Here is a 24,522-nt window from a genome sequence, read left to right on the forward strand (position 1 = left end):
CAACAGGGGCAATTTTCCTATTGAAAACGCGACTTTTTTGGTAGCTTAAAGAATAATTAACGTTTCGTAAGGTGCTGCTACCGTCGCGTCATCGTTACCGCCCCGGCCGCAGTCAGAATCTGTCGCGTGGTGACACCCATGTTGCATGCTCTTCTGCATAAATTCATTTCGACCATCATCCGCCGTGGCAACCTCACCGTTACCTTCTCGAACGGCAAGTCCCGACATTACGGCGGCGGCCACGGAAAACCGGTCCATATCCGCTTCAACACCAAACGCGCCGAGCGCGGCATACTCGGCAATCCGGAATTCTACCTCGGACACTATTATGCCGAGGGTGAGATCGATCTCGTCCAGGGCGACATGTATGATTTTCTGGAGGCGGTGTTCACTGGCGATCCCGGCGGGGAGTTCCAGCAACGTCCATGGATGAAGGCGATCGCCGCGCTGCGCTACAAGCTGCGGCATTTCAAGGAGTTCAACGTCGCGCACCGGTCGCGCAGGAACGTCCAGCATCACTACGACCTGACCGGCGCGCTCTACGATCTGTTCCTCGACAAGGATCGACAATATTCCTGCGCCTATTTCGAGACCAAAGAGACCGATCTCGAAGAGGCGCAACTCGCCAAGAAGCGGCACATCGCCGCCAAGATGGCGATGACGCGGCCCGGCCTCTCCGTGCTCGACATCGGCTGCGGCTGGGGCGGCATGGCGCTTTATCTCGCCCGTTTCCTCGGCGCCTCGGTCAAGGGCGTGACCCTGTCGGACGAACAGCTGGCCGTCGCCCGCAAGCGCGCCGAGGATGGCGGCTTCGCCGAGCGCGTCCGCTTTGAACTCGAAGACTACAGGCATGTGCAGGAGCAGTTCGACCGGCTGGTCTCCGTCGGCATGTTCGAGCATGTCGGCCGCCCTTTCTACGACCAGTATTTCCAGCAATGCGCCAAGCTTCTGAAGAAGGATGGCGTCATGCTGCTGCACACGATCGGCCGCACCGACATGCCCGCCACCACCAACGCCTTCATCGAGAAATACATCTTCCCCGGCGGCTATATTCCGGCGCTGTCGGAAGTGATGCCGGCGATCGAGCGATCAGGGCTCAAGATCACCGACATCGAGATCCTGCGCCTGCATTACGCCGAGACGCTGAAAGCCTGGCGCGAGCGCTTCATGGCGCGGCGCGACGAGGCCAAGGCGCTGTATGACGAGCGCTTCTGCCGCATGTGGGAATTCTACCTCGCCGGCTCCGAAAGCGCCTTCCGCTGGCAGAATCTGGTCATCTTCCAGATCCAGCTCGCCCATGACCAGCAAGCCGTGCCGCTGACGCGCGATTACATCCACGAGGCGGAAGCCTGCCTGCGCGCGATCGAGCAGCGTCAGGGCGAAGGCGTGGCGCGCTTTCCGCAGGAGGCGGCGGAGTAGTTCCGGCGCGCGATTCTCTTTTTAATTTCAAGGGCCTGATCTATAGTCGCTCAGGCCTTTTCCGATTCGGCCTGGTCAATTCCGGGCCAGGTTCAAGGAAAAAGTTATCCACCATGCCCGACGTCCTGTGGACATCGGACAAAAGAATCGGAAAAAGCGGCGGCAATCGACTCCGGGGAGTGTTTGCCCCCTATAGATGGCCGACAACAGATTCATGACAGGCAGACGACCATGAAGGACGCCGCGCGCAGACTGAGCGCCATCAGCAATACCGAAGCTGCACCGCATCACCGCGAGGCTCCGAACAATATCGAGGCGGAACAGGCGCTGCTCGGCGCGATCCTGGTCAACAACGACGCCTATTACCGCGTGTCGGATTTCCTGAAGCCGGTGCATTTCTACGAGCCGCTGCATCGCCGCATCTACGAGGTCGCCGCCGACATCATCCGCATGGGCAAGACCGCCCATCCGGTGACGATCAAGACCTTCCTGCCGGCCGAAGAAAAAGTCGGCGACATGACGGTGGCGCAATATCTCGCCCAACTCGCCGCAAACGCCGTCACCATCATCAACGCCGAGGATTACGGCCGCGCGATCTACGATCTCGCGCTGCGCCGTTCGCTGATCACCATCGGCGAGGACATGGTCAACATCGCCTATGACGCGCCGCTCGACATGCCGCCTCAGACGCAGATCGAGGACACCGAGCGCCGCCTGTTCGAACTCGCCGAAACCGGCCGCTACGACGGCGGCTTTCAGTCCTTCGCCGACGCGGTGTCGCAAGCGATCGACATGGCTGGCGCCGCCTTCGAGCGCGACGGCAGCCTGTCGGGCATTTCCACCGGCATCCACTCGCTCGACGCCCGCATGGGCGGTCTGCAGCGTTCGGACTTGATCGTTCTCGCCGGACGTCCCGGCATGGGCAAGACCTCGCTCGCCACCAACATCGCCTACAACATCGCCGCATCCTACGAGCCGGAAGTGCTGCCCGATGGATCTTTCAAGGCGCGCAACGGCGGCGTCGTCGCCTTCTATTCGCTCGAAATGTCGGCCGAACAGCTGGCCACCCGCATCATCTCGGAGCAGACGGAAGTCTCATCCTCCAAGATCCGCCGCGGCGACATCACCGAAGCCGATTTCGAAAAGCTTGTCGCCTGTTCGCAGATGATGCAGAAGATCCCGCTGTTCATCGACCAGACCGGCGGCATCTCCATCGCCCAGCTGTCGGCCCGCGCCCGCCGCCTCAAGCGCCAGCGCGGCCTCGATTGCATGGTGGTCGACTATATCCAGCTGATGACCGGTTCCGGAAAATCGGGTGAGAACCGCGTGCAGGAAATCACCCAGATCACCACCGGCCTCAAGGCGCTCGGCAAGGAGCTCAATGTTCCCATCATCGCGCTGTCGCAGCTGTCGCGTCAGGTGGAAAGCCGCGAAGACAAGCGCCCGCAGCTCTCGGACCTTCGCGAGTCCGGTTCGATCGAACAGGACGCCGACGTGGTGCTGTTCGTGTTCCGCGAGGAATACTACGTCAAGAACCTCGAGCCCCGCGATCCCGACGATCCCAAATACAACGAATGGGAACAGCTGTTCGACAAGGTCAAGGGCACGGCCGACGTCATCATCGCCAAGCAGCGCCACGGACCGACCGGCACCGTCAAGCTCGCCTTCCAGTCCGAATTCACGCGTTTCGCGGATCTGGCGGACCCGAGCTTCGCCCAATATGAAGAGCATTGAGGGATGGGTCGGGCGAAAGCCTGGCCTTTTCAATCGTAGACTTGGCTGCGATGCCCAACGCGCAATATGACGATTGTGATTTGCTGGTCGCGGATACGCGCAATCAAGCGGTAGTCGCCGACACGGTATTTCCACATGCCGAGAAAACGTTTTCCCTTCAACGCCTCGCCGATGGACCGGGGATCGTCCAACAGAGCGAGCCTCCGATACAAGAAGGTAATGATTCTTCGGCTTTGGAGGCGGTCGAGCTTTGATAGGTCTTTCACGGCGCGCTCGTCGAACTCAATCTTCCACGCCATAAATCGCCACCAGTTCTTCCAGCGGCACCGTTTTCGAGCGGCCAGCTTCAAGATCAGCCAGCCGCTCTTCCGCGATGATTATATCTTCCATCTCGGCCAAGTGCTCCCGCAGCGCGGAAATTACCAGCGTGTCAGGGGTAACCCCCTCGCGCTGGGCGGCTGCGTCGAGCTTCTCCTTTAGATCATTTGGCAGGCGCAGAACCAGGTTCATGGGTCACCTCGCGGAGGCATGGGACGTGCAAGCCCTCTCAACTAATGCACACTCTGAAAATTTTCTCAACTGTAGCCATAGATGCGGCTTCACTCTGAAAATGACAAAGCCTTGGTCAATTGGCGTGTCAGACTGTTTGTGAAGAACATCTCACAACCCGACCCGCCGCAGCACGAACACCGCCGCCACGCCAATCGCGATGCTGGCGAGCAGCGGCAGGCGGCGGGCGGAGAGAGCGGTGAGCGCGCAGGCGATGGTTTCGGCCCAGCCGGTGGCGAAGGCGGTGGGCGCGATGACGGCCATGAGAACGGCGGGCGGAATGGCGTCGAGGGCCTGGCGGGCGATCGGGCCGATCGGCACGACGCGGATGAGCATGGGGCCGGCGAGCCGGGTGAGGATGGTGGCGGCGGCCATGGCGATGATGGCGAGGAGCGTGGCGGGATCGAGGCTCATGCGGCGTCTCCCTTGAGCGCAAGCGCGGTGGCGACAAAGAGGCCGGCTAACGCGCCCGCGACGATGTGCCAGGCGCCGCCGACGGTTTGATGCGTGGCGACGGCCGCGGCCCCGCTCGCCAGGAGCACGAGCGCGGTGGCGCGGCCCTTCCAGAAGCCCATGACCAGCACGATGAACATCGCCGGGAAGGCGAAGTCGAGGCCGGTCAGGGCGGGATCGCCGAGCAGCGCGCCGAGGCCTGCGCCGGCCAGGCTCGAAGCGATCCAATTCAGATAGAAAGGCGCGGCCATGCCGAAGTAATAGGCCGGCGTCAGCGGCGCCGCGCGCGACCGCGCTTCGGCGAACGCCCAATTCTCATCCGCCATCGTCATCAGCGCGAGCGGCTTCGAAAGACCGTGAAAGGCGCCGAGGGCGCGATCGAGCGATGCGCCCATCAGCACATGGCGCATGTTGACCAAAAGCGCAGCGAAGCCGAGCGCGCTCCAGGACGCCGGATGCGTCCAGAGATCCATGGCGACGAATTGCGAGCCGCCGGCGAAGACGAGCGCGCTCATCAGGCCTACTTCGAGCGGCGACAGGCCCTTGCCCGCCGCGACCGCGCCGAAGACGAGGCCGATGGGAAAGGCGGCGATGATGATGGGGAAGATCGTGCGGGCTCCGAGGAGCATGTCGGCTCTGGTGTTTTTCATTGTGTTTCCTTCAAGCGTTGGCCGCATAGCGCGATCGGAATTGCGCGTCTTGAAGGAAATTGATCAGCCGGCGCGAAAAACAGCGGGGGTCACCCCGGTGCGCGCCTTGAAATGCCGCGTCAGATGCGCCTGATCGGCGAAACCGCATATCATCGCCGTTTCCGACGGCGCTGCGCCCCGGCGCAGAAGCCGCCTCGCCCGGCGGATGCGCAGATCGGTCTGATAGGCATGCGGCGTGATGAAATAGTGCTTGCGGAAAGCGCGGATGAGATGGGCGCGGCTCAGACCGGCGATGCGCGCCAGCAAGTCCAGCGAGATCTCCTCCTCATAATGGGCGTCGATGTAGTCGCGGGCGCGGCGCACGCCCATCGGCTCCGCATGATCAGGCGGTGCGACGATCTGAGCGCCGTGACGGGAGAATATTTCGAGCAGCACCGTGTACATGCTCTCCTCGCCCTCGAGCGCGCTTGCGCCTTCCTCGATGGCGCGATGGGCGCGGCAGAATTGCTCGGCCAGATGCGGATCGGAGATCAGTTGCCGTTGGAAACTCGGCGCGCCGTGGAGAACCTTTCCGCTGACATCCTCCAGGATTTCCGTGAACACCTGCGTATCCGGATAGATCATGCGGTAGCGATAGCCGTCTTCGGCCCCCGGTTGGCCGTCATGGGTTTCGCCGGGATTGATGAGATAGAGTGCTCCGGGCCCGGTCATTTCCCGTGCGCCGCGGATCATCGCCATCTGGCAGCCGGCTTCGATCGAACCGATCGAAAACGTGTCGTGGGAATGCGGCGAGAACTCGTGGGTGATGAAGGTGGCCCGCATGCATTCCATATCCCTGAAGCGGGCGTCCCGCCAGAACCGCGCATGTTCGGATTTATCGGTCGGCATGGCGTCGGAGGCTTGCCGCTGGGAAATGTTATGCATGCGCCCGTCCTATCAGACGCCGCGCCGAGGGTCTTGAACAAAATGCGCGGGGCCCCTGCCGCCGCCGTTGCCCCGCGCGGCGTTTGCCCTTATTCCAGCCCGCATGCGCCATGATCCTCTCCCGCCGCCCGATTTCACCGTCGCCGCCAGCCGCCTCACCATCGACGTCGGCGCCTGCGTCGCCAATTGGCGCGACATCGCGGCGCGCTCCAAGGCGCAGACTGGCGCCGCAGTGAAAGCCGACGCCTATGGACTCGGCGTCGAGGCTATCGCTCCGGCGCTCGTGCGCGCCGGATGCAAGAACTTCTTCGTTGCGACGATCGAGGAAGGCGCATGCCTGCGCGCGCTTGCGCCGGACGCCCGCATCTTCTCCGTCTCCGGCCTCTGGTCCGGCCAGGAAGCCCTCGCAATCAGCCGCAGGATCATTCCGGTCGCCGCTTCGCCCGAACAATTGGATCTGATCGCCGGCTTGGGCGGAGCGCTGGACCATGCCCTGTTCATCGACACCGGCATGAACCGTCTCGGGCTGGCGCCCTCACAGGCTTCGGCCTATGCGCAATCGGGAGGCGAGCCTGTCGTGGTTATGAGCCACCTCGCCTGCGCCGATGAAGCCGACAACGCTCTGAATGCGCGGCAAAACGAGTCTTTTCAACCGCTTGCCGCGCTTTTCGAAGAGGCCGAGTCAAGCCTTTCGAGTTCCGCTGGAATTCTGCTGGGGCCGGACTATCACTATGATCTCACCCGACCCGGCATTGCTCTCTATGGCGGGCTGACGCTGGCCGGCTTCTCGCCGCGCCCGGTGGCCACCGCCGAGGCGCGGATCATCCAGATCCGCACCGCCAAAGCCGGCGAGACCGTGAGCTATGGCGCGTGCGAAAAACTCGACCGCGACAGCCGCATCGCCATCCTCGGAGCGGGTTACGCAGACGGCTGGCATCGCGCGGCGTCCGGCGCCGGCGCCCCCTTGCGGGATACGGGCCTCAAATCCGGCGGGGTCATGATCTCCGGCCATCGCGCGCCCATCCTCGGGCGCATCACCATGGACCTGACCATGGTCGACGTCACCGAAATACCCGAAGGTCTCGTGCGAGCCGGCGATTACGCCGAATTCTTCGGGCCCAATGTTCCGATCGAAGACGCCGCCCGCGCCGCCGGCACGATCAGCTATGAATTGCTGACCAGTCTCGGCAAGCGCTATGTGAGACGCATCGTCTGACGCACGGCCCATTTGCGTCCTTCTTCGGGCCCAAGACGCGAACTATCCCCACCCGCATCTTGAACATGGTTGAAGGGGCGCCCATTTCGCGCTAGGCCAAAGCCTGACGAAAACAGGAGTTTTTCCCACCATGAGCCTGGTCGACACGATCAAGAGCACCCTTGTTCCCATTCACCGCGAGGGACACAAGTTCATCCTGGCCTTTTTCGTGGCCTCCGTGGTGCTGGGCCTCATCTGGTATCCGCTGTTCTGGGTCGGCATGGTGCTGACGGCATGGTGCGCCTATTTCTTCCGCGATCCCGAGCGGTCTGTGCCGCAAGACGAGGACTGGGTGATCAGCCCGGCCGACGGCAAGGTGTCGCTGATCTCCGTTTGCCCGCCCCCGGCCGAACTCGGCCTCGGTGACGAGCCGATGCTGAAGATTTCGGTGTTCATGAATGTGTTCAACTGCCATGTGAACCGCGCGCCCATGCGCGGCTCGATCAGCCAGATCGCCTATCGCGAAGGCAAGTTCCTCAGCGCCGACCTCGACAAGGCGAGCGACGAGAATGAACGCAACGGACTGGTGATCGACACGGTTCGCGGAAAGATCGGCGTCGTGCAGGTTGCGGGGCTGGTGGCGCGGCGCATCGTCTGCTGGTCCCATGCCGGCCAGGCCATCGACGCCGGCGAGCGTTTCGGCCTGATCCGCTTCGGCTCGCGCCTCGACGTGTATCTGCCGGAAGGCTTTACGCCGCGGGTCTCGATCGGTCAGACGGCGATCGCCGGTGAAACTTTGCTCGCCGAATTCGGTTCCGACAAAGGCCCGGTGCTGACGCGCCGCATCTGACGGAGAGACACATGGACAACGCAGCCCTGCCGCCCGACAGCGCGGACGTCGAAGAAGACAGCGGGCGCGGGCCGCGCCTTCGCGAGATTCCGCTTCGGATGATGGTGCCCAACCTCATCACGGTGCTCGCCATCTGCGCCGGCCTGACCGGCATCCGCCTCGCCTTCGAGAACCGCTTCGAACTCGCCGTCAGCATGGTGCTGCTGGCGGCGTTTCTCGACGGCATCGACGGCCGCGTCGCCAGAATGATGCGGGCGACGTCGAATTTCGGCGTGCAGATGGATTCGCTCGCCGACATCATCAATTTCGGCGTCGCGCCGGCGCTGGTGCTCTATGTCTATATTCTCGACGACGCGCGCTCCATCGGCTGGATCGCGGCGCTGATCTACGCCATCTCGGCCGGATTGCGCCTGGCGCGGTTCAACGTCATGGTCGACAGGCCGAACAAGCCGAAATGGCTGTCGGAATATTTCGTCGGCGTCCCTGCGCCTGCCGGCGCGCTTCTGGTGCTGACCCCTGTCTATCTCGGCTTTCTCGGCTTCGACGTCGCCTCTTATATCGGCCCCGACATGCGACGCTACCTCGCCTATGCGACGGCGGCCTATACGGTGCTGATCGGCTATCTGCTGGTGTCGCGCGTGCCGGTGTGGTCGGGCAAGGCGCAAGGCATGATCCGCCGCGAGAACGCCCTGCCCTTCATTCTCGTCGTCGTTCTCTATGTCGCATTGCTGATGAGCTTCACCTGGCAGGTGCTCGCCGTCACCTCGATCGCCTATCTCTGCACCCTGCCCTTCGGCGCGCGCGCCTGGCAGAAGAAATATGGCGGCCTTCCTCCGCATGAAACGGCTCTGGAAGAAGGCGTGGTGCCCGACGACAAGACGATCCGCGCAGCCGAGGCGACCGACTGATCACACAGATGCGTCGGCGCGCCCCGCAATGGCCCGGCGGTTGATTTCGGGATAGTCCGTCTTGCCCGAACCGAGACGGGGAATGGCCTCGACCTCCATGATGCTGTCGGGGATCAGCAGTTCTGACAGTCCGAGGCTTCTGGCGCCGGCGATCAGGTCGCTCTTTCCGGCCGGACGATGGGTGGTGAGCAGCACCAGCTTCTCGCCGCGCCGGGGATCGGCCAAGGCCACCGCCGCGTGATCGGCCTCGGGCCAGACCTGATTGGCGAGTTTTTCCAAAGCGCCGAGCGACACCATCTCGCCGGCGATCTTGGCGAAGCGCTTGGCGCGACCACGAATGGTGATGAAGCCGCGCGCGTCGATCTCCACGATATCGCCGGTGTCGTGCCATTTGCCATGCAGTGGGCTCAGCACGCCCGGCGCTTCCGGCAGATAATAACCCATCATCACGTTGGGACCGGCGATCGAGAGACGCTTGCCGTCCTCCATGCCCTCGACGGGTTCGAGAGTCATATCCATGCCCGGCAGCAGCCGACCGACCGAGCCATCCTTCAAAAAACTCGTCGAATTGACCGCGACGACGGGCGACGCCTCGGTCATCCCGTAGCCTTCGAGAATGAGGACTCCGAAGCGGTCCAGAAAGATGCGGCGGGTCTCCGGCCTGACAGGCTCGGCCCCGGCGACGATCATGCGCAGGCTTTCGAAATCGCCTTCCTTGGCGGAGCGACCATAGCCCATGAGAAACGTGTCCGTGCCGAACATGATGGTCGGGCGCACCTTGCGGGCGACGCCGGGAATAATCTTGTAGTGCAGCGGCGACGGATAGAGCGCCAGCCTGACCCCATAGGCCAACGGCAGCACCATGCCGCCCAACAAGCCGAAGGAATGGAAGAGCGGCAGGACATTGAACAGGGTATCTTCCTGTGAAATGTCGATGCGGCAGTCCGCCTGCGCGGCGTTGGAAAGCAGGTTGATCGACGACAGCGCGACACCTTTCGGGGCGCCCTCGGAGCCCGAGGTGAACAGCACGATCGCCACGTCGGTAGGCTCGGAGCGCCGGGCCGGCCAACGCCATAGGGCCACGCCCAGCACCTTTTCCCACCAGCCGATCTCTTTCTGGATGTCTTCGAGATAGACGAGCCGGACACCGCTTTCGATCAGGCGTTCGACCTGTTTTTCGAGCTCCGCGCGCTCGATGAAGGCGCGCGAGGTCAACACGGTCTTGATCGCGGCGGTGGAGGCGGCGCTGGCGATCGCCGCCGCGCCGGCGGTGTAATTGAGCATGGCCGCGGGGGCGCCCGCAGAGGCGAGCGCGAGCACGGTCAGCACCGCGCCATTGGAATTGGGCAGCATCACGCCGACGGGTTTGCCGCGCGGCGCAAATTCGGCGAAGCGCCGCGACAGCACCCGGACGCCGATCAACGCCTGGCGATAGGTCAGGCGTCCGCCGAGCGAATCCTCGAGGATATCGCGCGACGGCCCGTAGAGCTTGGCCGCCTCGACCATCGCCTGAAACAGCGTGCGGTCGAGTTCGGCGGCGCGCAGCTTGGCCGCGGCGAGGCCATCGGCCATGTGGTCGGCAAGCGCGTGCCCCGTCGCGTCGTTCATGGCGAATGGCGGCGCGGCGACGACCGAGATCTGCGGCCAGGCTTTGCGCGGAGCCTTCTCGCGCGACCAGAAGGAACCGACGCTATGGCGTGCGCCGGAGACGTGAAGCGGCACGATGCGGGCGGTCGCCTGCTTGGCCGCCTCGCCGATCTCGGCGAAGCGCGCCATGGTCGCCTCGGACGGCTCGACCTCTTTCGGCGCATAGATACACAGTCGACCCTGGCCCGCCAGGACCGAACGGACGAGCGGCATATAGAGCGAGGCGTCGCCTTCGAGCCTGAAATGAAAGACGCCAACCGGGAGAAAGGCCTTCAGCAAAAGGCGATCCAGCCGGCTCTGCTCGGCGACGACGTAAATCACCGGCCCCACGAGCTCGGACGACTCGCGAAAGCCGCGATAGCGCGCGCCGAGCGCGAACTTCATCAGGGTCAGCGACAGCGCTTGACCATAGGTGAGCGCAGAGCCGGACTTTTCGCGCCATGCCGTGACCAGCCATGTGACGAGTGCGCCGCCCATGACGGCGATAACAGCGTTTACGAGGTTCACGGGTCCTCCCCATCATGCGCAAAACGACAGAATGTGCGAGGCCGCCTTCGAGTTCACGGCCCATTGAGCCGCTAAGCGAAAAAATTATGGCAATTTATAATCGGCGAACCGTTTTTCCCGCACGAGATAGAGTTTTCCGGTTTCCGTGACGTCTGGTCCGGTGAGTTCCGCAATGACCTTGGCCACCTCGCTGGGATGCGGAAGCGTCGTGGGATCTTCGCCCGGATAGGCCTGGGCGCGCATGGCGGTGCGCGTGCCGCCGGGATCGACGGAGTTGACCTTCAGTGGCAAGCGCTCGCTTTCGGCGGCCCATGTGCGCGCCAAAGCCTCGACCGCCGCCTTGGACGCCGAATAGGGCGCCCAGAACGGTTTGCATTTGTGCGCGAGGCTCGAGGACAGGATCAAGGCCCGGCCCTGATCGGATTTCTGCATCAGGGGATCAACCGAGCGGATCAGCCGCCAGGTGGCCGTAACGTTGACCGTCATGACCTTTTCGAACACTTTGCCTTCGACATGTCCGATCGGCGAGATGACGCCGAGCAGGCCGGCATTGGCGACGAGAATGTCGAGCTTGCCCCAGCGCTCGAAGATCGCGCCGCCCAGCGCGTCGATCGCCGCCATGTCGGCGAGGTCGAAAGGAACGAGCGTGGCGCTTCCGCCCTCCGCCTTGATCGCGTCATCCAGCTCTTCGAGGCCGCCGACGGTGCGGGCGCAGGCGATGACATGCGCGCCCTTTCTCGCCAATTCGAGCGCCGTGAAATAACCGATGCCACGCGAGGCGCCGGTGACAAGGGCGACGCGGCCGTTCAAGTCGAAACTCATGCTCTCTCCCAATATGCTTGCGGGAGAGCGCTTGGCTCTCCCGTCCCCCTCGAGATCCCGATCAGACCTTGGCTGCCCGCGCGCGCTGCGCGCGTGGCGAAATTCTCGGCCTCGCGGTCGAGAAGACGGGTCGGATAATCGCCCGTGAAGTAGTGATCGGTAAATTGCGGATTGGCCGCATTGCGCGGTTCGCCGCCGACGGCGCGATAGAGACCGTCGATCGACAGGAAGGCGAGCGAATCTGCCCCGATATATTTCGCCATCGCCTTTTCATCGGCATATTGATTGGCGAGCAGCTTGTCGGCGTCCGGCGTGTCGATGCCGTAGAAATCCGGATGGAAGATCATCGGGCTGGCGACGCGGATATGCACTTCCTTGGCGCCGGCGTCGCGGATCATCTGCACGATCTTGAGGGAGGTCGTGCCGCGCACGATCGAATCGTCGACGAGAATGACCCGCTTGCCCTCGATCATGGCGCGATTGGCGGAATGCTTGAGCTTGACGCCGAAAGCGCGGATCTGCTGGGTCGGCTCGATGAAGGTGCGGCCGACATAGTGATTGCGGATGATGCCGTATTCGAACGGGATGCCGCTCGCCTGGGCGTAACCGAGCGCGGCGGGCGTGCCGCCATCCGGCACCGGAACCACGACGTCGCCGTCGCAGGGCGCTTCGGCGGCGAGATTGGCGCCGGCCGCCTTGCGGGTCTGGTAGACGTTGCGGCCGCCGACGACCGAATCCGGCCGGGCGAAATAGACATATTCGAACATGCAGAGACGTTCGGGCTGCGGGCGCACCGGCGGGCGGGCGTCGATCGAGATCGAACCATCCGGCTGCAATTCGCAAATGATCACTTCGCCATTCTTGACGTCGCGGATGTATTTCGCGCCGATGATGTCGAGCGCGCAGGTCTCCGAGCAGAAGATCGGCTTGCCGTCGAGCTCGCCCATCACCAGCGGGCGGATGCCGATGGGGTCGCGGGCGGCGATCAGTTTGGTGCGCGTCATCGCCAGCATCGAATAGCCGCCTTCCATCTGCCTGATGGCGTCGATGAAGCGATCGGTCGTGGAGGCGTGGCGCGAACGAGCGATGAGATGCAGCACGACTTCGGTGTCGGAGGTCGACTGACAGATGGCGCCGGTGGCGATGATCTGGCGGCGCATCGTCAGGCCGTTGGTGAAATTGCCGTTATGGGCGATGGCGATGCCGCCCTCTTCCAATTCGGCGAACAGCGGCTGCACATTGCGCAGCGCCACTTCACCCGTGGTCGAATAACGGGTGTGGCCGATGGCGATGGTTCCCGGCAGTTTCGCGAGTGTCGCCGGATTGGTGTAGTGGTCGCCCACCAGTCCCATATGCTTTTCGGTATGGAACTGGCGGCCGTCGAAAGAGACGATGCCGGCGGCTTCCTGACCGCGATGCTGAAGCGCATGCAGACCCAGCGCCGTCAGCGTCGCCGCATCCGGATGGCCCAAAATGCCGAACACCCCGCACTCTTCGTGAAGGGTGTCACCGTCGAGAAAATCCATATCCATGGCAGAAACGTGCTCGTTCATCGGTTTTGCAGCCTTTGGCTCTTTCCAGTCTCACTAGCGCCGATCGCGGATGCGAGAAAGCCGGTATATGTGCGAGGACACGATCTTTTTCAATCGCGCCGACGCATGTCCAAAGGTTTCTCTGCGTTCGATCTATGAAGACATTCTCAGTCTTGGCGCGACCGCTTCGGCCGGCCCTCGCCCGGCCGGCGTCTTCGAACCGGCTGGGGTCGATGACGAATAGTGTTATTGCGCCGGCGCGGCGGGCGCAGTTCCGCCCGCGTCGTCGGCCGGCGCGGGTTCCGTGGCCCCTTCGGCCGGGGCTGCGCCATCCTGGGCCGGCTTGTTCATCTTTTCCTCGATCTTCTTGCGCAGCAGGGCCGCGACGTCTTCCGGCAGCGCTTCCTTCAGCCTCTCGCCGAGACCGTCGAGCGCCGGCTTGACTTGGCGTCGCGGATCCAGGCCGGATGCTTCTCGACCGGGACCCATTCATTGAAGAACTGCACAGCGACCACGATGATCAGGATGCCGCGCGCCGCGCCGAAGATGAAGCCGAGCGTGCGATCGAGAGCGCCGATACGGCTGTCGATGATCATGTCGGCGATGCGCATGGTGATGAAGGAAATGACGATCAGCGCGATGAGGAATATCGCCGCCGCCGAGGCGATGATGGCGAACTTGTCTTCGGCGATGAAATTCTTGGCGTAGGGCAGACCGAGCGGATAGAGCTTGTAGGCGGCATAGGCCGAACCGACCCAGCTGACCACCGACAGGACTTCGCGCGAGAAGCCGCGGACCATGGCGAGCACGGCGGAAAACAACGCGACGCCGAGAACGATACCGTCAAAACCAGTAATGGGCATAAATATTCTCCGATACGGCGGTCCGTTCACCGCTCATCGCCAGACGGCGGCACCTATAGCATTGCAACAGTTTAAAACAAAAGCCTCATTCCTCATCCGGCTCGGTCGGACCCACATGTTTCGAGCCCGCAATGCGCACCACCAGATCCATCAGGCTTTCGATGCTGTTCCAGGAGCCGTTGGAAGATTTTGGAATCTCCGCGGAGCCCGACGGCAACACAGCGGCCTGAAAACCCAATTTCTCGGCTTCTTTAAGGCGGAGGCCGGTATGGCTGACCGGACGGATGGCTCCAGACAGGCTGATCTCGCCGAAATACACGCATTCCTTCGGCAACGCCTGCCCTGCGAGCGAGGACACCAGCGCCGCCGCCACCGCCACATCGGCGGCCGGCTCGGAGATGCGATACCCACCCGCGACATTGAGATAGACGTCGTAATTTCCCAGCCGGACGCGGCAATGCGCTTCGAGCACGGCGAGAATCATCGCCAGACGCGAGGAGTCCCAGCCGACCACGGCGCGGCGCGGAGTGCCGAGAGAGGTCGGCGCAACCAGCGCCTGCACTTCGACCAGAACGGGCCGCGTGCCCTCGATGCCGGCGAAGACGGCGGCGCCGGGCGCTTTCTCATTGCGCTCGCCGAGGAAGAGTTCGGATGGGTTGGCGACTTCGCGCAGGCCCCGATCGGACATTTCGAACACGCCGATCTCATCGGTCGGCCCGAAGCGGTTCTTCACCGTGCGCATGATGCGGTAGTGGTGACCCCGGTCGCCTTCGAAATACATGACCGCATCGACCATATGCTCGACCACGCGAGGCCCGGCGATCTGGCCGTCCTTCGTCACGTGCCCGACCAGCACAACGGTGGCGCCGGTCTGCTTGGCGAACCGGATCATGGCCTGCGCGCCGACGCGGACCTGCGTCACCGTGCCGGGCGCGGCTTCGGCGACATCGCTCCACAGCGTCTGGATGGAATCGATGATCACCAGGTCCGGCCGTTTGTCCTCCGACAGCGTCGCGAGGATATCCTCGACATTGGTCTCGGCCGCCAGAAGCACGCCGGCGTCCGCCGCATGCAGGCGCTGGGCGCGCAGGCGCACCTGCGCCACCGCCTCTTCGCCCGAAACATAGATGACGCGATTGCCGCGCCGGGCGAGAGCCGCGGCGGCCTGCATCAGCAGCGTCGACTTGCCGATGCCGGGGTCGCCGCCGATCAGCACGGCCGAGCCGCGCACGAATCCGCCGCCGGTAACGCGATCGAGTTCTGATATGCCGCTTTCGATGCGCGGCGCTTCTTCGATCTCGCCCGACAGCGTGGTCAGCGTCACCGGCCGGCCCTTCTTCGGCGCCTTGCCGGGGCCGCCGCCGATGCCGCCCGTCGGGTCTTCCTCGACGATCGTGTTCCAGGCGCCGCAACCGTCGCATTTGCCGACCCAACGGGAATGCACGGCGCCGCAATTCTGGCAGATGAAGTTGGTGCGATTCTTGGCCATTAGTCCTCGGCAGCGGGAGAGAACATCTCTCTCTTTACGTCCTGTCGCCCGTGAAGGATTCGCAGAACGCGTAGTCGGCCTTCGACGGTTCGAAAATAGATGCAGCGGTTTTTATAGGGAAAGGCGCGCAGACCAGGAGAAATCCAATCCCTGGGAACTCCATGATTTCCAGATGACGCCAGCGCCTGGATCTTTACCAACAGAGACTTGATCAAGTCTCTGCCGACGGCGGCTTCTCCTCGCGCCTCCAGGTGCGCATAAATAAGTGCGAGATCACGTTGCGCCCCAGGCGATAAAGAAAAGCGAAGCGGCCGGTTCACCGCAGCGTCTGAGCCTGTTCGATAATGAAGTCTGCGGCAGCATCTGCACTGTCGAAGGTCACGTACTCGCCCCGATGGAACTGAGCATCCGCCTCAGCGATCACCGCCCTGAGCGCCGCAACCTTTTCTTCATGCTCCAGTCGCACCAAACCAGCTCGCAGAACCTCCGCCTCATCAGCAAAGCGGCCAGAAGCAAGCTGCTCATCGATGAACGCCTGCTCCTCATTCGTCACGGTCACGGAAATAATCCTGTCGGTCATAGCGCGCCTGTTCTCCAACTCTCGCCGATCTTAGCAAAACGAGAACAAAATAGCAACTACTCCGCCGCCGGCTTGCCCCGCACGATCACGCCGAGATCATCGGTTTCCCGAACCTTCTTCAGCTGTTCCTCGACCTGAGTGGCTTCGAGCTGGCGGCTCCACATCTGGGCGTAGAGACCGTTCTCGGCCAGCAGATCGCCGTGTCGGCCGCGCTCGGCGATGCCGCCGTCCTTCAGCACGATGATCTCATCGGCGTTGACGACGGTCGACAGGCGGTGGGCGATCACCAGCGTGGTGCGGTTCTTCGAGACGATGTCGAGCGCCGCCTGAATTTCCTGTTCGGTGCGGGTGTCGAGCGCCGAAGTCGCCTCGTCCAGAATCAGGATCGGCGGAGATTTGAGAATTGTGCGGGCGATCGCCACGCGCTGCTTTTCACCGCCCGAGAGCTTCAATCCACGCTCGCCCACCATGGACTTGTAGCCTTCCGGCAGCGTGCGGATGAAGTGGTCGATCTGGGCGATCTCGGCGGCGCGGGTCACTTCTTCTTCGGATGCCGAAGGACGGCCATAGCGGATGTTGTAGGCGATCGTGTCGTTGAAAAGCACCGTGTCCTGCGGCACCATGCCGATGGCGGCGCGCAGCGACTTCTGCGTGACGCCGCGCACATCCTGACCGTCGATCGTCACGGAGCCCTGCTGCACGTCGTAGAAGCGATAGAGCAGACGCGATATGGTCGACTTGCCGGCGCCCGACGGACCGACGATGGCGACCGTCTTGCCGGCAGGCACATCGAAAGACACGCCCTTGAGAATCGGCCGCGCGGCGTCATAGGCAAAATGCACGTCCTTGAAGGAGATTGCGCCCTGCGCGATGGCCAGCGGCTTGGCGTCCGGCGCATCCTCGATTTCGGCGTCGACTTCGAGCAGGTCGAACATCTGCTCGATATCGGTGAGGCCCTGGCGGATTTCGCGATAGACGAAGCCGATGAAATTGAGCGGGATCGACAGCTGCATCAGCATTGTGTTGATGAAGACGAAATCGCCGAGCGTCTGCTCGCCGCGCTGCACGGCCATCGCCGACATCACCATCATCACCAGCGTTCCCGCGCCGAAGATCACGCCTTGGCCGAAGTTCAACCAGCCGAGCGAGGTCCAGACCTGGGTGGCGGATTTCTCATAGCGCTCCATGGAGACGTCGAAACGCTTGGCCTCCATGTCCTCGTTGCCGAAATATTTGACCGTTTCGAAATTGAGAAGCGAGTCGATCGCCTTGGTGTTGGCCTCCGTGTCGGAGTCGTTCATCGTCCGGCGGATATTCATGCGCCAGTCGCTGGCCCGCACCGTAAACCAGATATAGAGCCAGACGGTGACGGCAGTCACGAACAGGTAGGAGAAACCATAGCCCCACCAGAAGATCGCCGCAGTCAGGATGAATTCGATCAGCGTCGGGAATGTGTTGAGGATGGTGAAGCGGACGATCGTTTCGATGCCCTTGGTGCCGCGCTCGATGACGCGCGACAGGCCGCCGGTGCGCCGCTCCAGGTGAAAGCGCAGCGACAGGCGATGCAGGTGCACGAAGGTCTTGAAGGCGAGCTGGCGCACGGCGTATTGACCGACGCTGGCAAACATCGCGTCGCGCAACTGGTTGAGCGCAAGCTGTAGCAGACGGGCGACGTTGTAGGCGACGACCAGGGTCACCGCGCCCAGCATGAATAGCGGCAGAATGCCGACCGCATCCATCTTGCCGTTCAGCGCATCGGTCGACCATTTGAAGAAGTAAGGCACCGAGATCAGCACGACCTTGGCGACCAGCAGGATCGCGGTGGCCCACACGACGCGCATCTTGAGATCGGGGCGATCGGCCGGCCACATATAGGGCCAGAGATTGACGATCGTCTGCAGCGTCTTGCCAGATTCCGCCGATACAGTTTTTGTCTTGCCCGCCATGCGCCACCAGTATTCCGAAAGAAACAGAACGGCGGCCCGAGATTGGACCGCCGCCACAGTCGTCACATAGGGTCGCGCCGCGAGATCTGCAACGACGCGACGATGAATTTATTGCAGGCCCAGCCGCTTGCGATGGATTTCCTCGGCATTGACGAGCGGCTTGTCCGGCACGCCGAAAATCTGGCCGGGCAGAATGCGATCGGGGTCCTCGATCTGCGCCTCGTTGGCGAGATAGATCGTCGTGTAGCGCACGCCCTGGCCATAGACGCGGCGCGAGATCTGCCACAGCGTATCGCCGCGGCGGATGATCACCGACGACTCGCTGTGCTGCAGCGGCGCCTGCTGGATGACCTTGGGCTCCGCCTCGGCGGCCGCCGTCTTGGTCTCCGGCGTCACTGCCGGCTGTGCGGCCGTCTCGATGGAGGCCGGCTTCGTCTCCGTCGCGGCGGGCGCTTGCGCCGTTTTGGCTGCGGCTTCGGCGGCGTTCGCTGTGGGCTCACCGTCCTGCTCGGCCGCAGGCGCGGGCTTTTCGGTCGTCGCGATCGCCTGCTTGGGATCGGCGGACGCCGCTTCGACGGCGGGCGGAGTCTTCTGCTCGACGGCCTTCGCCGGTTGGGCCGCCGCCGTTTCGATCGCCGGGCCGGTGGCCGAGGTCACGGCGTCGTCGATCTTGTCGAGCGCGGCCTGCACATCCGTCGCGTTCTGCGGCAGCGCCTTCAGGAGCGCGAGCGCCTTCGCCGCCTCGCCTGCGGTCTTGGCGGCCATTTCCTGGGCGACCGGGTCGACATTGTCTGGCGTCTTGATGTCCGCAAGCGACTTGAGCGCGATTTCGGTGGCGGAGCGAGCGGCGGCCAGTTCCTCGGCGCTGGGCGTCCGGCCATTGGCGAACTGGCCCTTGAGAAGGTCGATCGCCTTGCCGGCCTCTTCGCGCGCCTTGTCATAGGCGCCGAAGGCGAGCGGCTGCATCGGGCTGGTCGCAGCGCCGCCGGATTCGCCGGCCACCGCCGCCATCTGCGCGCCTTCCGGACGGAAGAACGGCACGGAAGCGCGGAATTCGACGCGGGCGCCGTCGGCGCTCAGCACATCGGCGCGGATCGTGTGATCGCCGACCGACAGCGGCATGGTGTTGTCGGCGACGAAGCGGCCCTTCTCGTTGACCTTCACCTCCGCCACAAGCTTGTCGTCGGCGTAAACGCGGACCGAGCGGCTTTTCGGAGCCTTGCCGGCCACGAACAGCTTGTCGCCCTCGATCTCGACGGCAGAGACCTGCACTTCGGGATCGAGCGCGGCCGAAGCGGACGCCGTGGCGTTCTTCTGCACGATCACGGCGGACGGAGTTTCGGCGGCGGCGGTCTGTGTCTGTTGCGCCGGCTTGGTCTCCGTCGCGGCGGGCGCATCGACCTTCGCTTCCGCGGGTGCGGCTTCGGGCATGGTCATGATGCGGGAGGCTTCGCCCGGTTTGGAGACCATTGCGAGCAACTCGCCCTTGTTGTCCTTCGGCACGGAGATGGTTGCGACTTCCTGGGAGGTCACGGCCTTGCCATTGGTCCCCTTGGCCTGCAGCACGAGTTGATGGTCGCCGGCGGGCAAAGGGTCGTCGAGCACGACGGCGAAATCGCCTGTCGCGCCGGCCTTGACGGTGGAGATGACCTTCTCGCCGTCGGACACGGCGACGTCTGCATTCGGAGCGGCGCGGCCGGCGATCACGGTCGACCCGTCCGGCTCGACGCGCAACACGTCGAAAGACGGCGTATCGGGGTTTTGCGGCGCGGTCTTGGCCGGCTCCGCCGGAGCCTCGGTCTTGGCGGCTTCGGTTGCGGGCGGCTCCGTGGTCGCGCCGCCCGATATGTCGTTCATGCTCGTCTTCGCCGAAGCGACCACCTGTTCAGCCGCGCTCTTGGCGGTCTCCGCAAGTTGTTCGGCGTCTTTCTTGGCCGAGGAATTCGGCAAGACGACGAGGAACATCAGAAGGCTGGCGACCACCAGAACAATCAGTGCGACCAGAATGGCGCGGCTTCTTTTCATCACTCTTTCTCCAGACGGCGCGAGCATTTTCGCAGCCTTGAAAATTGCTAGCCGGTTCCCTCAGTATTCTCAAGCGGTTCGGCGGAAGGCTTGGCCCCGGCGGAGCGCTTTTCCTTCATTTTTCTTGACGGGAGGGGTCCCGCATAGTCTTTTCCGAGGCCATGATAGCAGAAAATGTTCCGATTCGATCCATTTGTGTTTATTGTGGCTCGCAGCCCGGCCGCGACCCCTCCTACATGGAAGCCGGCCGCGCGCTGGGCAAATCCATCGCCGAGCATGGCATGCGTCTCGTCTATGGCGGCGGCACGCGCGGCATCATGGGCGCAGTCGCCTCAGGCGTGCTGTCGCATGGCGGCAAGGTGATCGGCATCATTCCGGAATTCCTGATGGACAAGGAGGCGTCCCGCCATTCTCTGGGCTCGCTGACCGAACTCGTGGTGACCGAGGACATGCACCAGCGCAAGCACCGCATGTTCGAGGAAGCCGACGCCTTCGTGACGCTGCCGGGCGGCATCGGCACGCTGGAAGAGATCGTCGAGATCATGACCTGGGGCCAGCTCGGCCGCCATCGCAAGCCGATGGTCTTCGCCAATATCAACCAATTCTGGGATCCGATGCTGGAGTTGTTGAACCATATGTCGGGCCAGGGTTTCATCCATACCTCGCATCTGGTCAAGCCGCTGGTCATAGACCGGATCGAGGACATCATCCCGTCGATCGTCGATGCGGCCAAGACACATGCGGAAGGCGATCCGGCCCTGCTGTCGCGGATGTGACGCCGGCCGCATCGGCCCCGAAACCCGTCGAGGCGGCTCGGGGGCAGACTTGCGGAAAGGCGTCTTGCATGAAGATCATGAGCCTGAACGCCTGGGGCGGCGTGTTGCACGACAAATTCGTCGCCTTTCTCGGCGAAGCCGATCCCGATGTCCTCTGTCTGCAGGAAGTGATCCGGACGCCGGGCGCCGAACGCGACTGGCTGGTCTATCGCGACGGCGATCACGTTCTCGACCAACGCGCCAATTTTTTCGACGAGGTCTGCCGCGCGCTGCCTCGTCACGCGGCGTATTTCTGCCCTGCGGCGCGCGGCGCGCTCTGGGATGACGCAAGGGAAGTCGCATCGTTCTGGGGTTTGGCGACCTTCGTCCGCACATCCTTCACCGTGATCGGACAGGCTCAGGGTTTCGTGCATGGGGATTTCTCGCCACATGGCTATGGCGACCACCCGCGCCCACGCAACGCGCACGCCGTGAGGCTGTACGACGCCGCGCTAGACCGGACCGTCAGCATCGCCCATATGCACGGCCTGCGCGACCTACGCGGGAAGATGGATACGCCGGAAAGGCTCGCGCAGGCCCAACGGTTTCTCGCGCTCTCGGATCAGGTCTCGGATGCGGACGACATCCGGGTACTGTGCGGCGACTTCAACGTCGAGCCCGACAGCGAAACGCTCGCCCTCATGCGCGAGCAAGGCTTCACCGAGCTCGTGACGCGGCATGCGTCTCAGGGAACCCGGACGTCGCTCTATCAGAAGCCCGGCCGCTTCGCCGATTATTTGCTCGTCGACCAGCCCGAAAAGGTGCTCGACTTCGATGTCGTTCGACATCCGGAAGTGTCTGACCACTGCCCTCTGATCGTGAAGATCTGACCCGCGTTGAGGTCGAGATGTTCAGCCCGGCGCCGAATTCTTCTTCATCATTCCACGCAGCATCGGCCAGGAATAAACTACCAGCGCCGACCAGATGAAGCAGAAGGCCACCAGCTTTTCGGTCGAGAAATGTTCCTTGAACACGAAGACGGCCGTCAGGAAGATCATCGTGGGCGCGATATACTGCATGATGCCGATGGTGGAGAGCCTCAGCAGCTTGGCGCCGTTGGCGTAGAGCATCAGCGGCACGGCGGTGACCAGGCCCGAGGCCACCAGCAACACCATGTCCGCGGTTCCCGTCGGGCCGAAATGGCCGGTCCCCTCGCTCGACGCGTAGACGAGATAGCCGATGGCCGGAAGCGACAGGATCAGCACTTCGAGAAAGAAGCCCTGGTTCGGCCCGACCGGCAGCGTCTTGCGGCAATAGGCGTAGAAACCCCAGGTGATCGCCAGACTGAGCGACACCCAGGGCAGGCCGCCGGCTTCGTGGGTGAGAATGCCGACGGCGATGACCGCGAGGCCGATCGCCACATATTGGGTCTTGTTCATCCGCTCCTTGAGCAGGATCGCGCCCAGCGCCACGCTGATCAGCGGATTGATGTAATAGCCGAGCGCCGATTCGAGCGCCCTGCCCGCCCCGATCGACCAGACGTAAATCAACCAGTTGACGGTGATGAAGCAGGCGGTGACGCAGGCCATGCCGAGCATGCGCGGCGTGCGCAGCGCGACCTTGAGATCTTCGGTGCGTCCGCGCAGCAGAAGCACGAGCCCCGCCACCGGCAGCGACCAGAGCACGCGATGCGCCACCACTTCGAGCGGCGGAATATGCGACACCGCCTTCATATAGAGAGGCAGGAAGCCCCAGAGGAGATAGGCCGACAGCGCATAGCCGAATCCGGCGAGCGTGTCGCCGCCCTGGGCGGCCTTGTTGTCAGTGCTCATGGTGGCGTTTTCCCGATGCGTCACATGCAGCTAACCGAAGGCGCCCGCGGCGACCAATTCATAAAGTTGATGATAGGATCAGCTTTATGAAAGCCTCGACGGCGCTTCAGCCGCGAGACGGCAGGAGAATGATGGCGGCGCCCGCGAGGCAGACCATAGCGCCCATGACATCCCAGCGATCCGGCCGCTGCGCCTCCACCACCCACAGCCAGACGAGCGAGGCGGCGACATAGACGCCCCCATAGGCGGCATAGGCCCGACCCGCCGCCTCAGACGGGACAAGCGTCAGGAGCCAGGCGAACAGCGCCAGCGAGAGCATTCCCGGCGCCAGCCAGAGAGAGGAGCGGCCGAGCTTGAGCCAGGCCCAGAAGGAAAAGCAGCCGGCGATTTCGGCGAAGGCGGCGGCTATATAGACAAAATAGATCATCGTCTGAGAGTGCCATGGGCAGCGGCATGGCGAAAGACCGAATGCGCCTCGAACAGAATCCTCAAAAAAAATCGCAAGGCGCATGGAATAGGATGAATATGGCCGGCGTATACTGGGCATGATGGGAAAGAAGCACGGCTTCAATGTTGTGGATCAGCTCGCGGCGCTTCGGCGTTACGCGCGCTCCCTGTCGCGCAATGGCGACGAGGCCGAGGATCTCGTGCAGGACGCTGCTGCGCGCCTATGAGAAACAGGCCACGTTCCGCACCGACGGCAATATCCGCAACTGGCTGATGTCGATCCTGCACAACACGCATATCGACCGGCTGCGCCGCAAGCGCAGCGTCGAGCGCAAGCATGACAGCGCGGCCGAAATGGCCGAGCAGTCGGCGCCGGCGTCGCAGGAACTGTCGGTCAGGCTCGCGCAGATCCAGGCGGCGTTCCAGGACCTGCCGGAAGACCAGCGCGAGGCGCTGCATCTCGTGGCGATCGAGGAGCTCTCCTACCAGGAAGCCGCCGACGTGCTGAACATTCCCATGGGCACGCTGATGTCGCGGATCTCGCGCGCGCGGGCCCGATTGAGAAATCTCGAAGACGGGGCCGAGGGTGACCGCAAGCCGCGTCTGAGACTGATAGGAGGCGCAGATGACTGACCCGATCGTTGACGCCGATCTCAACGCCTATGTCGACGACCAGCTCGACGTCTCCAGGCGTATCCAGGTCGAAGCCTATCTGTCGGAAAATCCCGTCGTGGCCGCGCAGGTCATGGCCGATCTCCGGGTGAAGGACGAATTGCGCCTCGCGCTCGCCGGCGCCGACAGCGCTCCGCGCCCTGGAACACGGGAAGCCGCGCGGCGCCTCGAAGGCTCCCTCGCCCGGCGTCGCGTCTACGCCTTCTTTCAGCGGGCGGCGGTGGTGACGCTGTTCATCGGCGCCGGCTGGTTCGCGCACGAACAGATCGGCCCTTTGGGCGCCACCAAGGTGGCCGCCTCGACGCAGGCGCCGGCTTACGTGTCCGAGGCGATCGCCGCGCATGAGACGGCGCAGTTGCGCCAGACCGCGGCCTGGCAGACGCCGAGCCGGAAATTCGACGCCGCGGCGCTGCGCGCGGCCACCGCGATCACCCTGCCCGACCTGCCCAAGGGCTGGCGGGTGGTGGACGCGCAGATTTTCCCTTCGGCCAATGGGCCGAGCGTGGAAGTGGCGCTCGCCACCGAGAAAGGACGACTGCTGTCGCTTTTCGCCGAGCGCCCAGGAAACTTCGCCGTCGAGCCGGTGCAGGAAACGCATACGGCCGAGGCGCGCGCCGCCTACTGGCAGATCGGCGACGTCGCTTATGCGCTCGTCGCAGACCGGTCCGAGGCGGGCTCGCTCGACGCGACCGCCCGCAAGCTGGCGGAAACTCTCTACTGATC

At 63.5% G+C, this 24,522-nt stretch carries 22 protein-coding genes and 3 pseudogenes; 9 read left to right on the forward strand and 16 right to left on the reverse strand.

Going from position 1 to position 24,522, the window contains the following annotated elements; genetic code table 11:
* Window positions 1–141 precede the first annotated feature (141 nt).
* Both H2O14_RS04695 and H2O14_RS04700 read left to right on the forward strand, forming a co-directional pair.
* Window positions 142–1,419 (forward strand): SAM-dependent methyltransferase, encoded by a 1,278-nt coding sequence (locus H2O14_RS04695; RefSeq protein WP_182829267.1) that lies wholly within the window; start codon window positions 142–144, stop codon window positions 1,417–1,419.
* A 231-nt stretch (window positions 1,420–1,650) separates the two neighbouring features.
* The gene (locus H2O14_RS04700) at window positions 1,651–3,153 is read left to right on the forward strand and encodes a replicative DNA helicase (protein ID WP_182826713.1); all 1,503 of its coding nucleotides are present in this window, start codon (window positions 1,651–1,653) and stop codon (window positions 3,151–3,153) included.
* Between the two features lie 29 nt (window positions 3,154–3,182).
* Here the strand turns inward: H2O14_RS04700 and H2O14_RS04705 are convergent, their stop codons facing one another.
* The 5 genes from H2O14_RS04705 to H2O14_RS04725 all read right to left on the reverse strand — a co-directional run bounded on the left by H2O14_RS04705 (window position 3,183) and on the right by H2O14_RS04725 (window position 5,729).
* A complete protein-coding gene (locus H2O14_RS04705; RefSeq protein WP_182826714.1) occupies window positions 3,183–3,452 on the reverse strand; it encodes a type II toxin-antitoxin system RelE/ParE family toxin in 270 nt (89 codons plus the stop codon).
* Entirely contained in the window at window positions 3,436–3,663 is a 228-nt protein-coding gene (locus H2O14_RS04710; RefSeq protein WP_182826715.1) for a CopG family transcriptional regulator, read from the reverse strand. The genes H2O14_RS04705 and H2O14_RS04710 overlap by 17 nt, the downstream gene beginning before the upstream one ends.
* 150 nt (window positions 3,664–3,813) lie before the next feature.
* The gene (locus H2O14_RS04715) at window positions 3,814–4,116 is read right to left on the reverse strand and encodes an AzlD family protein (protein WP_182826716.1); all 303 of its coding nucleotides are present in this window, start codon (window positions 4,114–4,116) and stop codon (window positions 3,814–3,816) included.
* Complete coding sequence (locus H2O14_RS04720) at window positions 4,113–4,805, reverse strand: AzlC family ABC transporter permease (protein WP_182826717.1); 693 nt, start codon at window positions 4,803–4,805, stop codon at window positions 4,113–4,115. Before H2O14_RS04720 ends, H2O14_RS04715 begins: the two co-directional genes overlap by 4 nt.
* A gap of 63 nt (window positions 4,806–4,868) precedes the next feature.
* Complete coding sequence (locus H2O14_RS04725; protein WP_182826718.1) at window positions 4,869–5,729, reverse strand: AraC family transcriptional regulator; 861 nt, start codon at window positions 5,727–5,729, stop codon at window positions 4,869–4,871.
* 103 nt (window positions 5,730–5,832) lie between these two features.
* Between H2O14_RS04725 and alr the strand changes: the two genes are divergently transcribed.
* The 3 genes from alr (at window position 5,833) to pssA (ending at window position 8,682) form a co-directional block, all read left to right on the forward strand.
* Window positions 5,833–6,945 carry an alanine racemase gene (gene alr / locus H2O14_RS04730; protein ID WP_182826719.1) on the forward strand — a complete coding sequence of 371 codons (1,113 nt, stop codon included), beginning with the start codon at window positions 5,833–5,835 and terminating at the stop codon, window positions 6,943–6,945.
* A 130-nt stretch (window positions 6,946–7,075) separates the two neighbouring features.
* Complete coding sequence (locus H2O14_RS04735; RefSeq protein WP_182826720.1) at window positions 7,076–7,774, forward strand: phosphatidylserine decarboxylase; 699 nt, start codon at window positions 7,076–7,078, stop codon at window positions 7,772–7,774.
* A gap of 11 nt (window positions 7,775–7,785) precedes the next feature.
* Window positions 7,786–8,682 (forward strand): CDP-diacylglycerol--serine O-phosphatidyltransferase, encoded by an 897-nt coding sequence (gene pssA, locus H2O14_RS04740; RefSeq protein ID WP_182826721.1) that lies wholly within the window; start codon window positions 7,786–7,788, stop codon window positions 8,680–8,682.
* Here the strand turns inward: pssA and H2O14_RS04745 are convergent, their stop codons facing one another.
* From H2O14_RS04745 to H2O14_RS04785, 9 genes and pseudogenes are all read right to left on the reverse strand, one after another.
* The gene (locus H2O14_RS04745) at window positions 8,683–10,836 is read right to left on the reverse strand and encodes an AMP-binding protein (RefSeq protein WP_182826722.1); all 2,154 of its coding nucleotides are present in this window, start codon (window positions 10,834–10,836) and stop codon (window positions 8,683–8,685) included.
* Window positions 10,837–10,920: 84 nt separating this feature from the next.
* Entirely contained in the window at window positions 10,921–11,658 is a 738-nt protein-coding gene (locus H2O14_RS04750) for an SDR family NAD(P)-dependent oxidoreductase (protein ID WP_182826723.1), read from the reverse strand.
* A gap of 65 nt (window positions 11,659–11,723) precedes the next feature.
* A pseudogene (gene purF, locus H2O14_RS04755) lies at window positions 11,724–13,211 on the reverse strand (amidophosphoribosyltransferase); the annotation flags it as partial.
* A 225-nt stretch (window positions 13,212–13,436) separates the two neighbouring features.
* Window positions 13,437–14,053, reverse strand: a pseudogene (locus H2O14_RS04760) (CvpA family protein).
* Between the two features lie 85 nt (window positions 14,054–14,138).
* Window positions 14,139–15,542 (reverse strand): DNA repair protein RadA, encoded by a 1,404-nt coding sequence (gene radA / locus H2O14_RS04765; RefSeq protein WP_182826724.1) that lies wholly within the window; start codon window positions 15,540–15,542, stop codon window positions 14,139–14,141.
* Window positions 15,542–15,862: a type II toxin-antitoxin system RelE/ParE family toxin gene (locus tag H2O14_RS04770; RefSeq protein ID WP_182826725.1), complete on the reverse strand. Its 321-nt coding sequence runs from the start codon at window positions 15,860–15,862 to the stop codon at window positions 15,542–15,544. The genes radA and H2O14_RS04770 overlap by 1 nt, the downstream gene beginning before the upstream one ends.
* Complete coding sequence (locus H2O14_RS04775; RefSeq protein WP_210275410.1) at window positions 15,859–16,122, reverse strand: type II toxin-antitoxin system ParD family antitoxin; 264 nt, start codon at window positions 16,120–16,122, stop codon at window positions 15,859–15,861. Before H2O14_RS04775 ends, H2O14_RS04770 begins: the two co-directional genes overlap by 4 nt.
* A 56-nt stretch (window positions 16,123–16,178) precedes the next feature.
* On the reverse strand, window positions 16,179–18,068 hold the full coding sequence (locus tag H2O14_RS04780; RefSeq protein ID WP_182829269.1) for an ABCB family ABC transporter ATP-binding protein/permease: 1,890 nt from the start codon (window positions 18,066–18,068) through the stop codon (window positions 16,179–16,181).
* Window positions 18,069–18,176: 108 nt separating this feature from the next.
* Window positions 18,177–20,093 carry a LysM peptidoglycan-binding domain-containing protein gene (locus tag H2O14_RS04785; RefSeq protein ID WP_182826726.1) on the reverse strand — a complete coding sequence of 639 codons (1,917 nt, stop codon included), beginning with the start codon at window positions 20,091–20,093 and terminating at the stop codon, window positions 18,177–18,179.
* A 161-nt stretch (window positions 20,094–20,254) separates the two neighbouring features.
* Between H2O14_RS04785 and H2O14_RS04790 the strand changes: the two genes are divergently transcribed.
* Both H2O14_RS04790 and H2O14_RS04795 read left to right on the forward strand, forming a co-directional pair.
* Window positions 20,255–20,869 carry a TIGR00730 family Rossman fold protein gene (locus H2O14_RS04790; protein WP_182826727.1) on the forward strand — a complete coding sequence of 205 codons (615 nt, stop codon included), beginning with the start codon at window positions 20,255–20,257 and terminating at the stop codon, window positions 20,867–20,869.
* A 68-nt stretch (window positions 20,870–20,937) separates the two neighbouring features.
* Window positions 20,938–21,738 (forward strand): endonuclease/exonuclease/phosphatase family protein, encoded by an 801-nt coding sequence (locus tag H2O14_RS04795; RefSeq protein WP_182826728.1) that lies wholly within the window; start codon window positions 20,938–20,940, stop codon window positions 21,736–21,738.
* A 21-nt stretch (window positions 21,739–21,759) separates the two neighbouring features.
* On the opposite strand, the gene rarD is transcribed toward H2O14_RS04795, so the two are convergent.
* Both rarD and H2O14_RS04805 read right to left on the reverse strand, forming a co-directional pair.
* Window positions 21,760–22,680 (reverse strand): EamA family transporter RarD, encoded by a 921-nt coding sequence (rarD, locus tag H2O14_RS04800; protein ID WP_182826729.1) that lies wholly within the window; start codon window positions 22,678–22,680, stop codon window positions 21,760–21,762.
* Between the two features lie 106 nt (window positions 22,681–22,786).
* Window positions 22,787–23,107, reverse strand: a complete 321-nt coding sequence (locus H2O14_RS04805) for a YnfA family protein (protein ID WP_182826730.1) — start codon at window positions 23,105–23,107, stop codon at window positions 22,787–22,789.
* A 118-nt stretch (window positions 23,108–23,225) separates the two neighbouring features.
* On the opposite strand from H2O14_RS04805, the pseudogene H2O14_RS04810 reads away from it, so the two are divergent.
* Both H2O14_RS04810 and H2O14_RS04815 read left to right on the forward strand, forming a co-directional pair.
* Window positions 23,226–23,760 (forward strand): annotated as a pseudogene (locus H2O14_RS04810) (sigma-70 family RNA polymerase sigma factor).
* Window positions 23,753–24,520: an anti-sigma factor family protein gene (locus H2O14_RS04815; RefSeq protein ID WP_182826731.1), complete on the forward strand. Its 768-nt coding sequence runs from the start codon at window positions 23,753–23,755 to the stop codon at window positions 24,518–24,520. The pseudogene H2O14_RS04810 and the gene H2O14_RS04815 overlap by 8 nt, the downstream one beginning before the upstream one ends.
* Window positions 24,521–24,522 lie beyond the last annotated feature (2 nt).

The sequence above is a fragment of the Rhizobium sp. G21 genome (assembly GCF_014158035.1).
GTDB lineage: Bacteria > Pseudomonadota > Alphaproteobacteria > Rhizobiales > Rhizobiaceae > Rhizobium_E.

Coding starts and splice junctions, on each gene's coding strand:
- H2O14_RS04700 (WP_182826713.1), top strand. CDS start 1,651: ATGAAGGACGCCGCGCGCAGACTGAGCGCCATCAGCAATACCGAAGCT.
- H2O14_RS04705 (WP_182826714.1), bottom strand. CDS start 3,452: ATGGCGTGGAAGATTGAGTTCGACGAGCGCGCCGTGAAAGACCTATCA.
- H2O14_RS04710 (WP_182826715.1), bottom strand. CDS start 3,663: ATGAACCTGGTTCTGCGCCTGCCAAATGATCTAAAGGAGAAGCTCGAC.
- H2O14_RS04715 (WP_182826716.1), bottom strand. CDS start 4,116: ATGAGCCTCGATCCCGCCACGCTCCTCGCCATCATCGCCATGGCCGCC.
- H2O14_RS04720 (WP_182826717.1), bottom strand. CDS start 4,805: ATGAAAAACACCAGAGCCGACATGCTCCTCGGAGCCCGCACGATCTTC.
- H2O14_RS04725 (WP_182826718.1), bottom strand. CDS start 5,729: ATGCATAACATTTCCCAGCGGCAAGCCTCCGACGCCATGCCGACCGAT.
- alr (WP_182826719.1), top strand. CDS start 5,833: ATGCGCCATGATCCTCTCCCGCCGCCCGATTTCACCGTCGCCGCCAGC.
- H2O14_RS04735 (WP_182826720.1), top strand. CDS start 7,076: ATGAGCCTGGTCGACACGATCAAGAGCACCCTTGTTCCCATTCACCGC.
- pssA (WP_182826721.1), top strand. CDS start 7,786: ATGGACAACGCAGCCCTGCCGCCCGACAGCGCGGACGTCGAAGAAGAC.
- H2O14_RS04750 (WP_182826723.1), bottom strand. CDS start 11,658: ATGAGTTTCGACTTGAACGGCCGCGTCGCCCTTGTCACCGGCGCCTCG.
- radA (WP_182826724.1), bottom strand. CDS start 15,542: ATGGCCAAGAATCGCACCAACTTCATCTGCCAGAATTGCGGCGCCGTG.
- H2O14_RS04775 (WP_210275410.1), bottom strand. CDS start 16,122: ATGACCGACAGGATTATTTCCGTGACCGTGACGAATGAGGAGCAGGCG.
- H2O14_RS04780 (WP_182829269.1), bottom strand. CDS start 18,068: ATGGCGGGCAAGACAAAAACTGTATCGGCGGAATCTGGCAAGACGCTG.
- H2O14_RS04785 (WP_182826726.1), bottom strand. CDS start 20,093: ATGAAAAGAAGCCGCGCCATTCTGGTCGCACTGATTGTTCTGGTGGTC.
- H2O14_RS04790 (WP_182826727.1), top strand. CDS start 20,255: ATGATAGCAGAAAATGTTCCGATTCGATCCATTTGTGTTTATTGTGGC.
- H2O14_RS04795 (WP_182826728.1), top strand. CDS start 20,938: ATGAAGATCATGAGCCTGAACGCCTGGGGCGGCGTGTTGCACGACAAA.
- rarD (WP_182826729.1), bottom strand. CDS start 22,680: ATGAGCACTGACAACAAGGCCGCCCAGGGCGGCGACACGCTCGCCGGA.
- H2O14_RS04805 (WP_182826730.1), bottom strand. CDS start 23,107: ATGATCTATTTTGTCTATATAGCCGCCGCCTTCGCCGAAATCGCCGGC.
- H2O14_RS04815 (WP_182826731.1), top strand. CDS start 23,753: ATGACTGACCCGATCGTTGACGCCGATCTCAACGCCTATGTCGACGAC.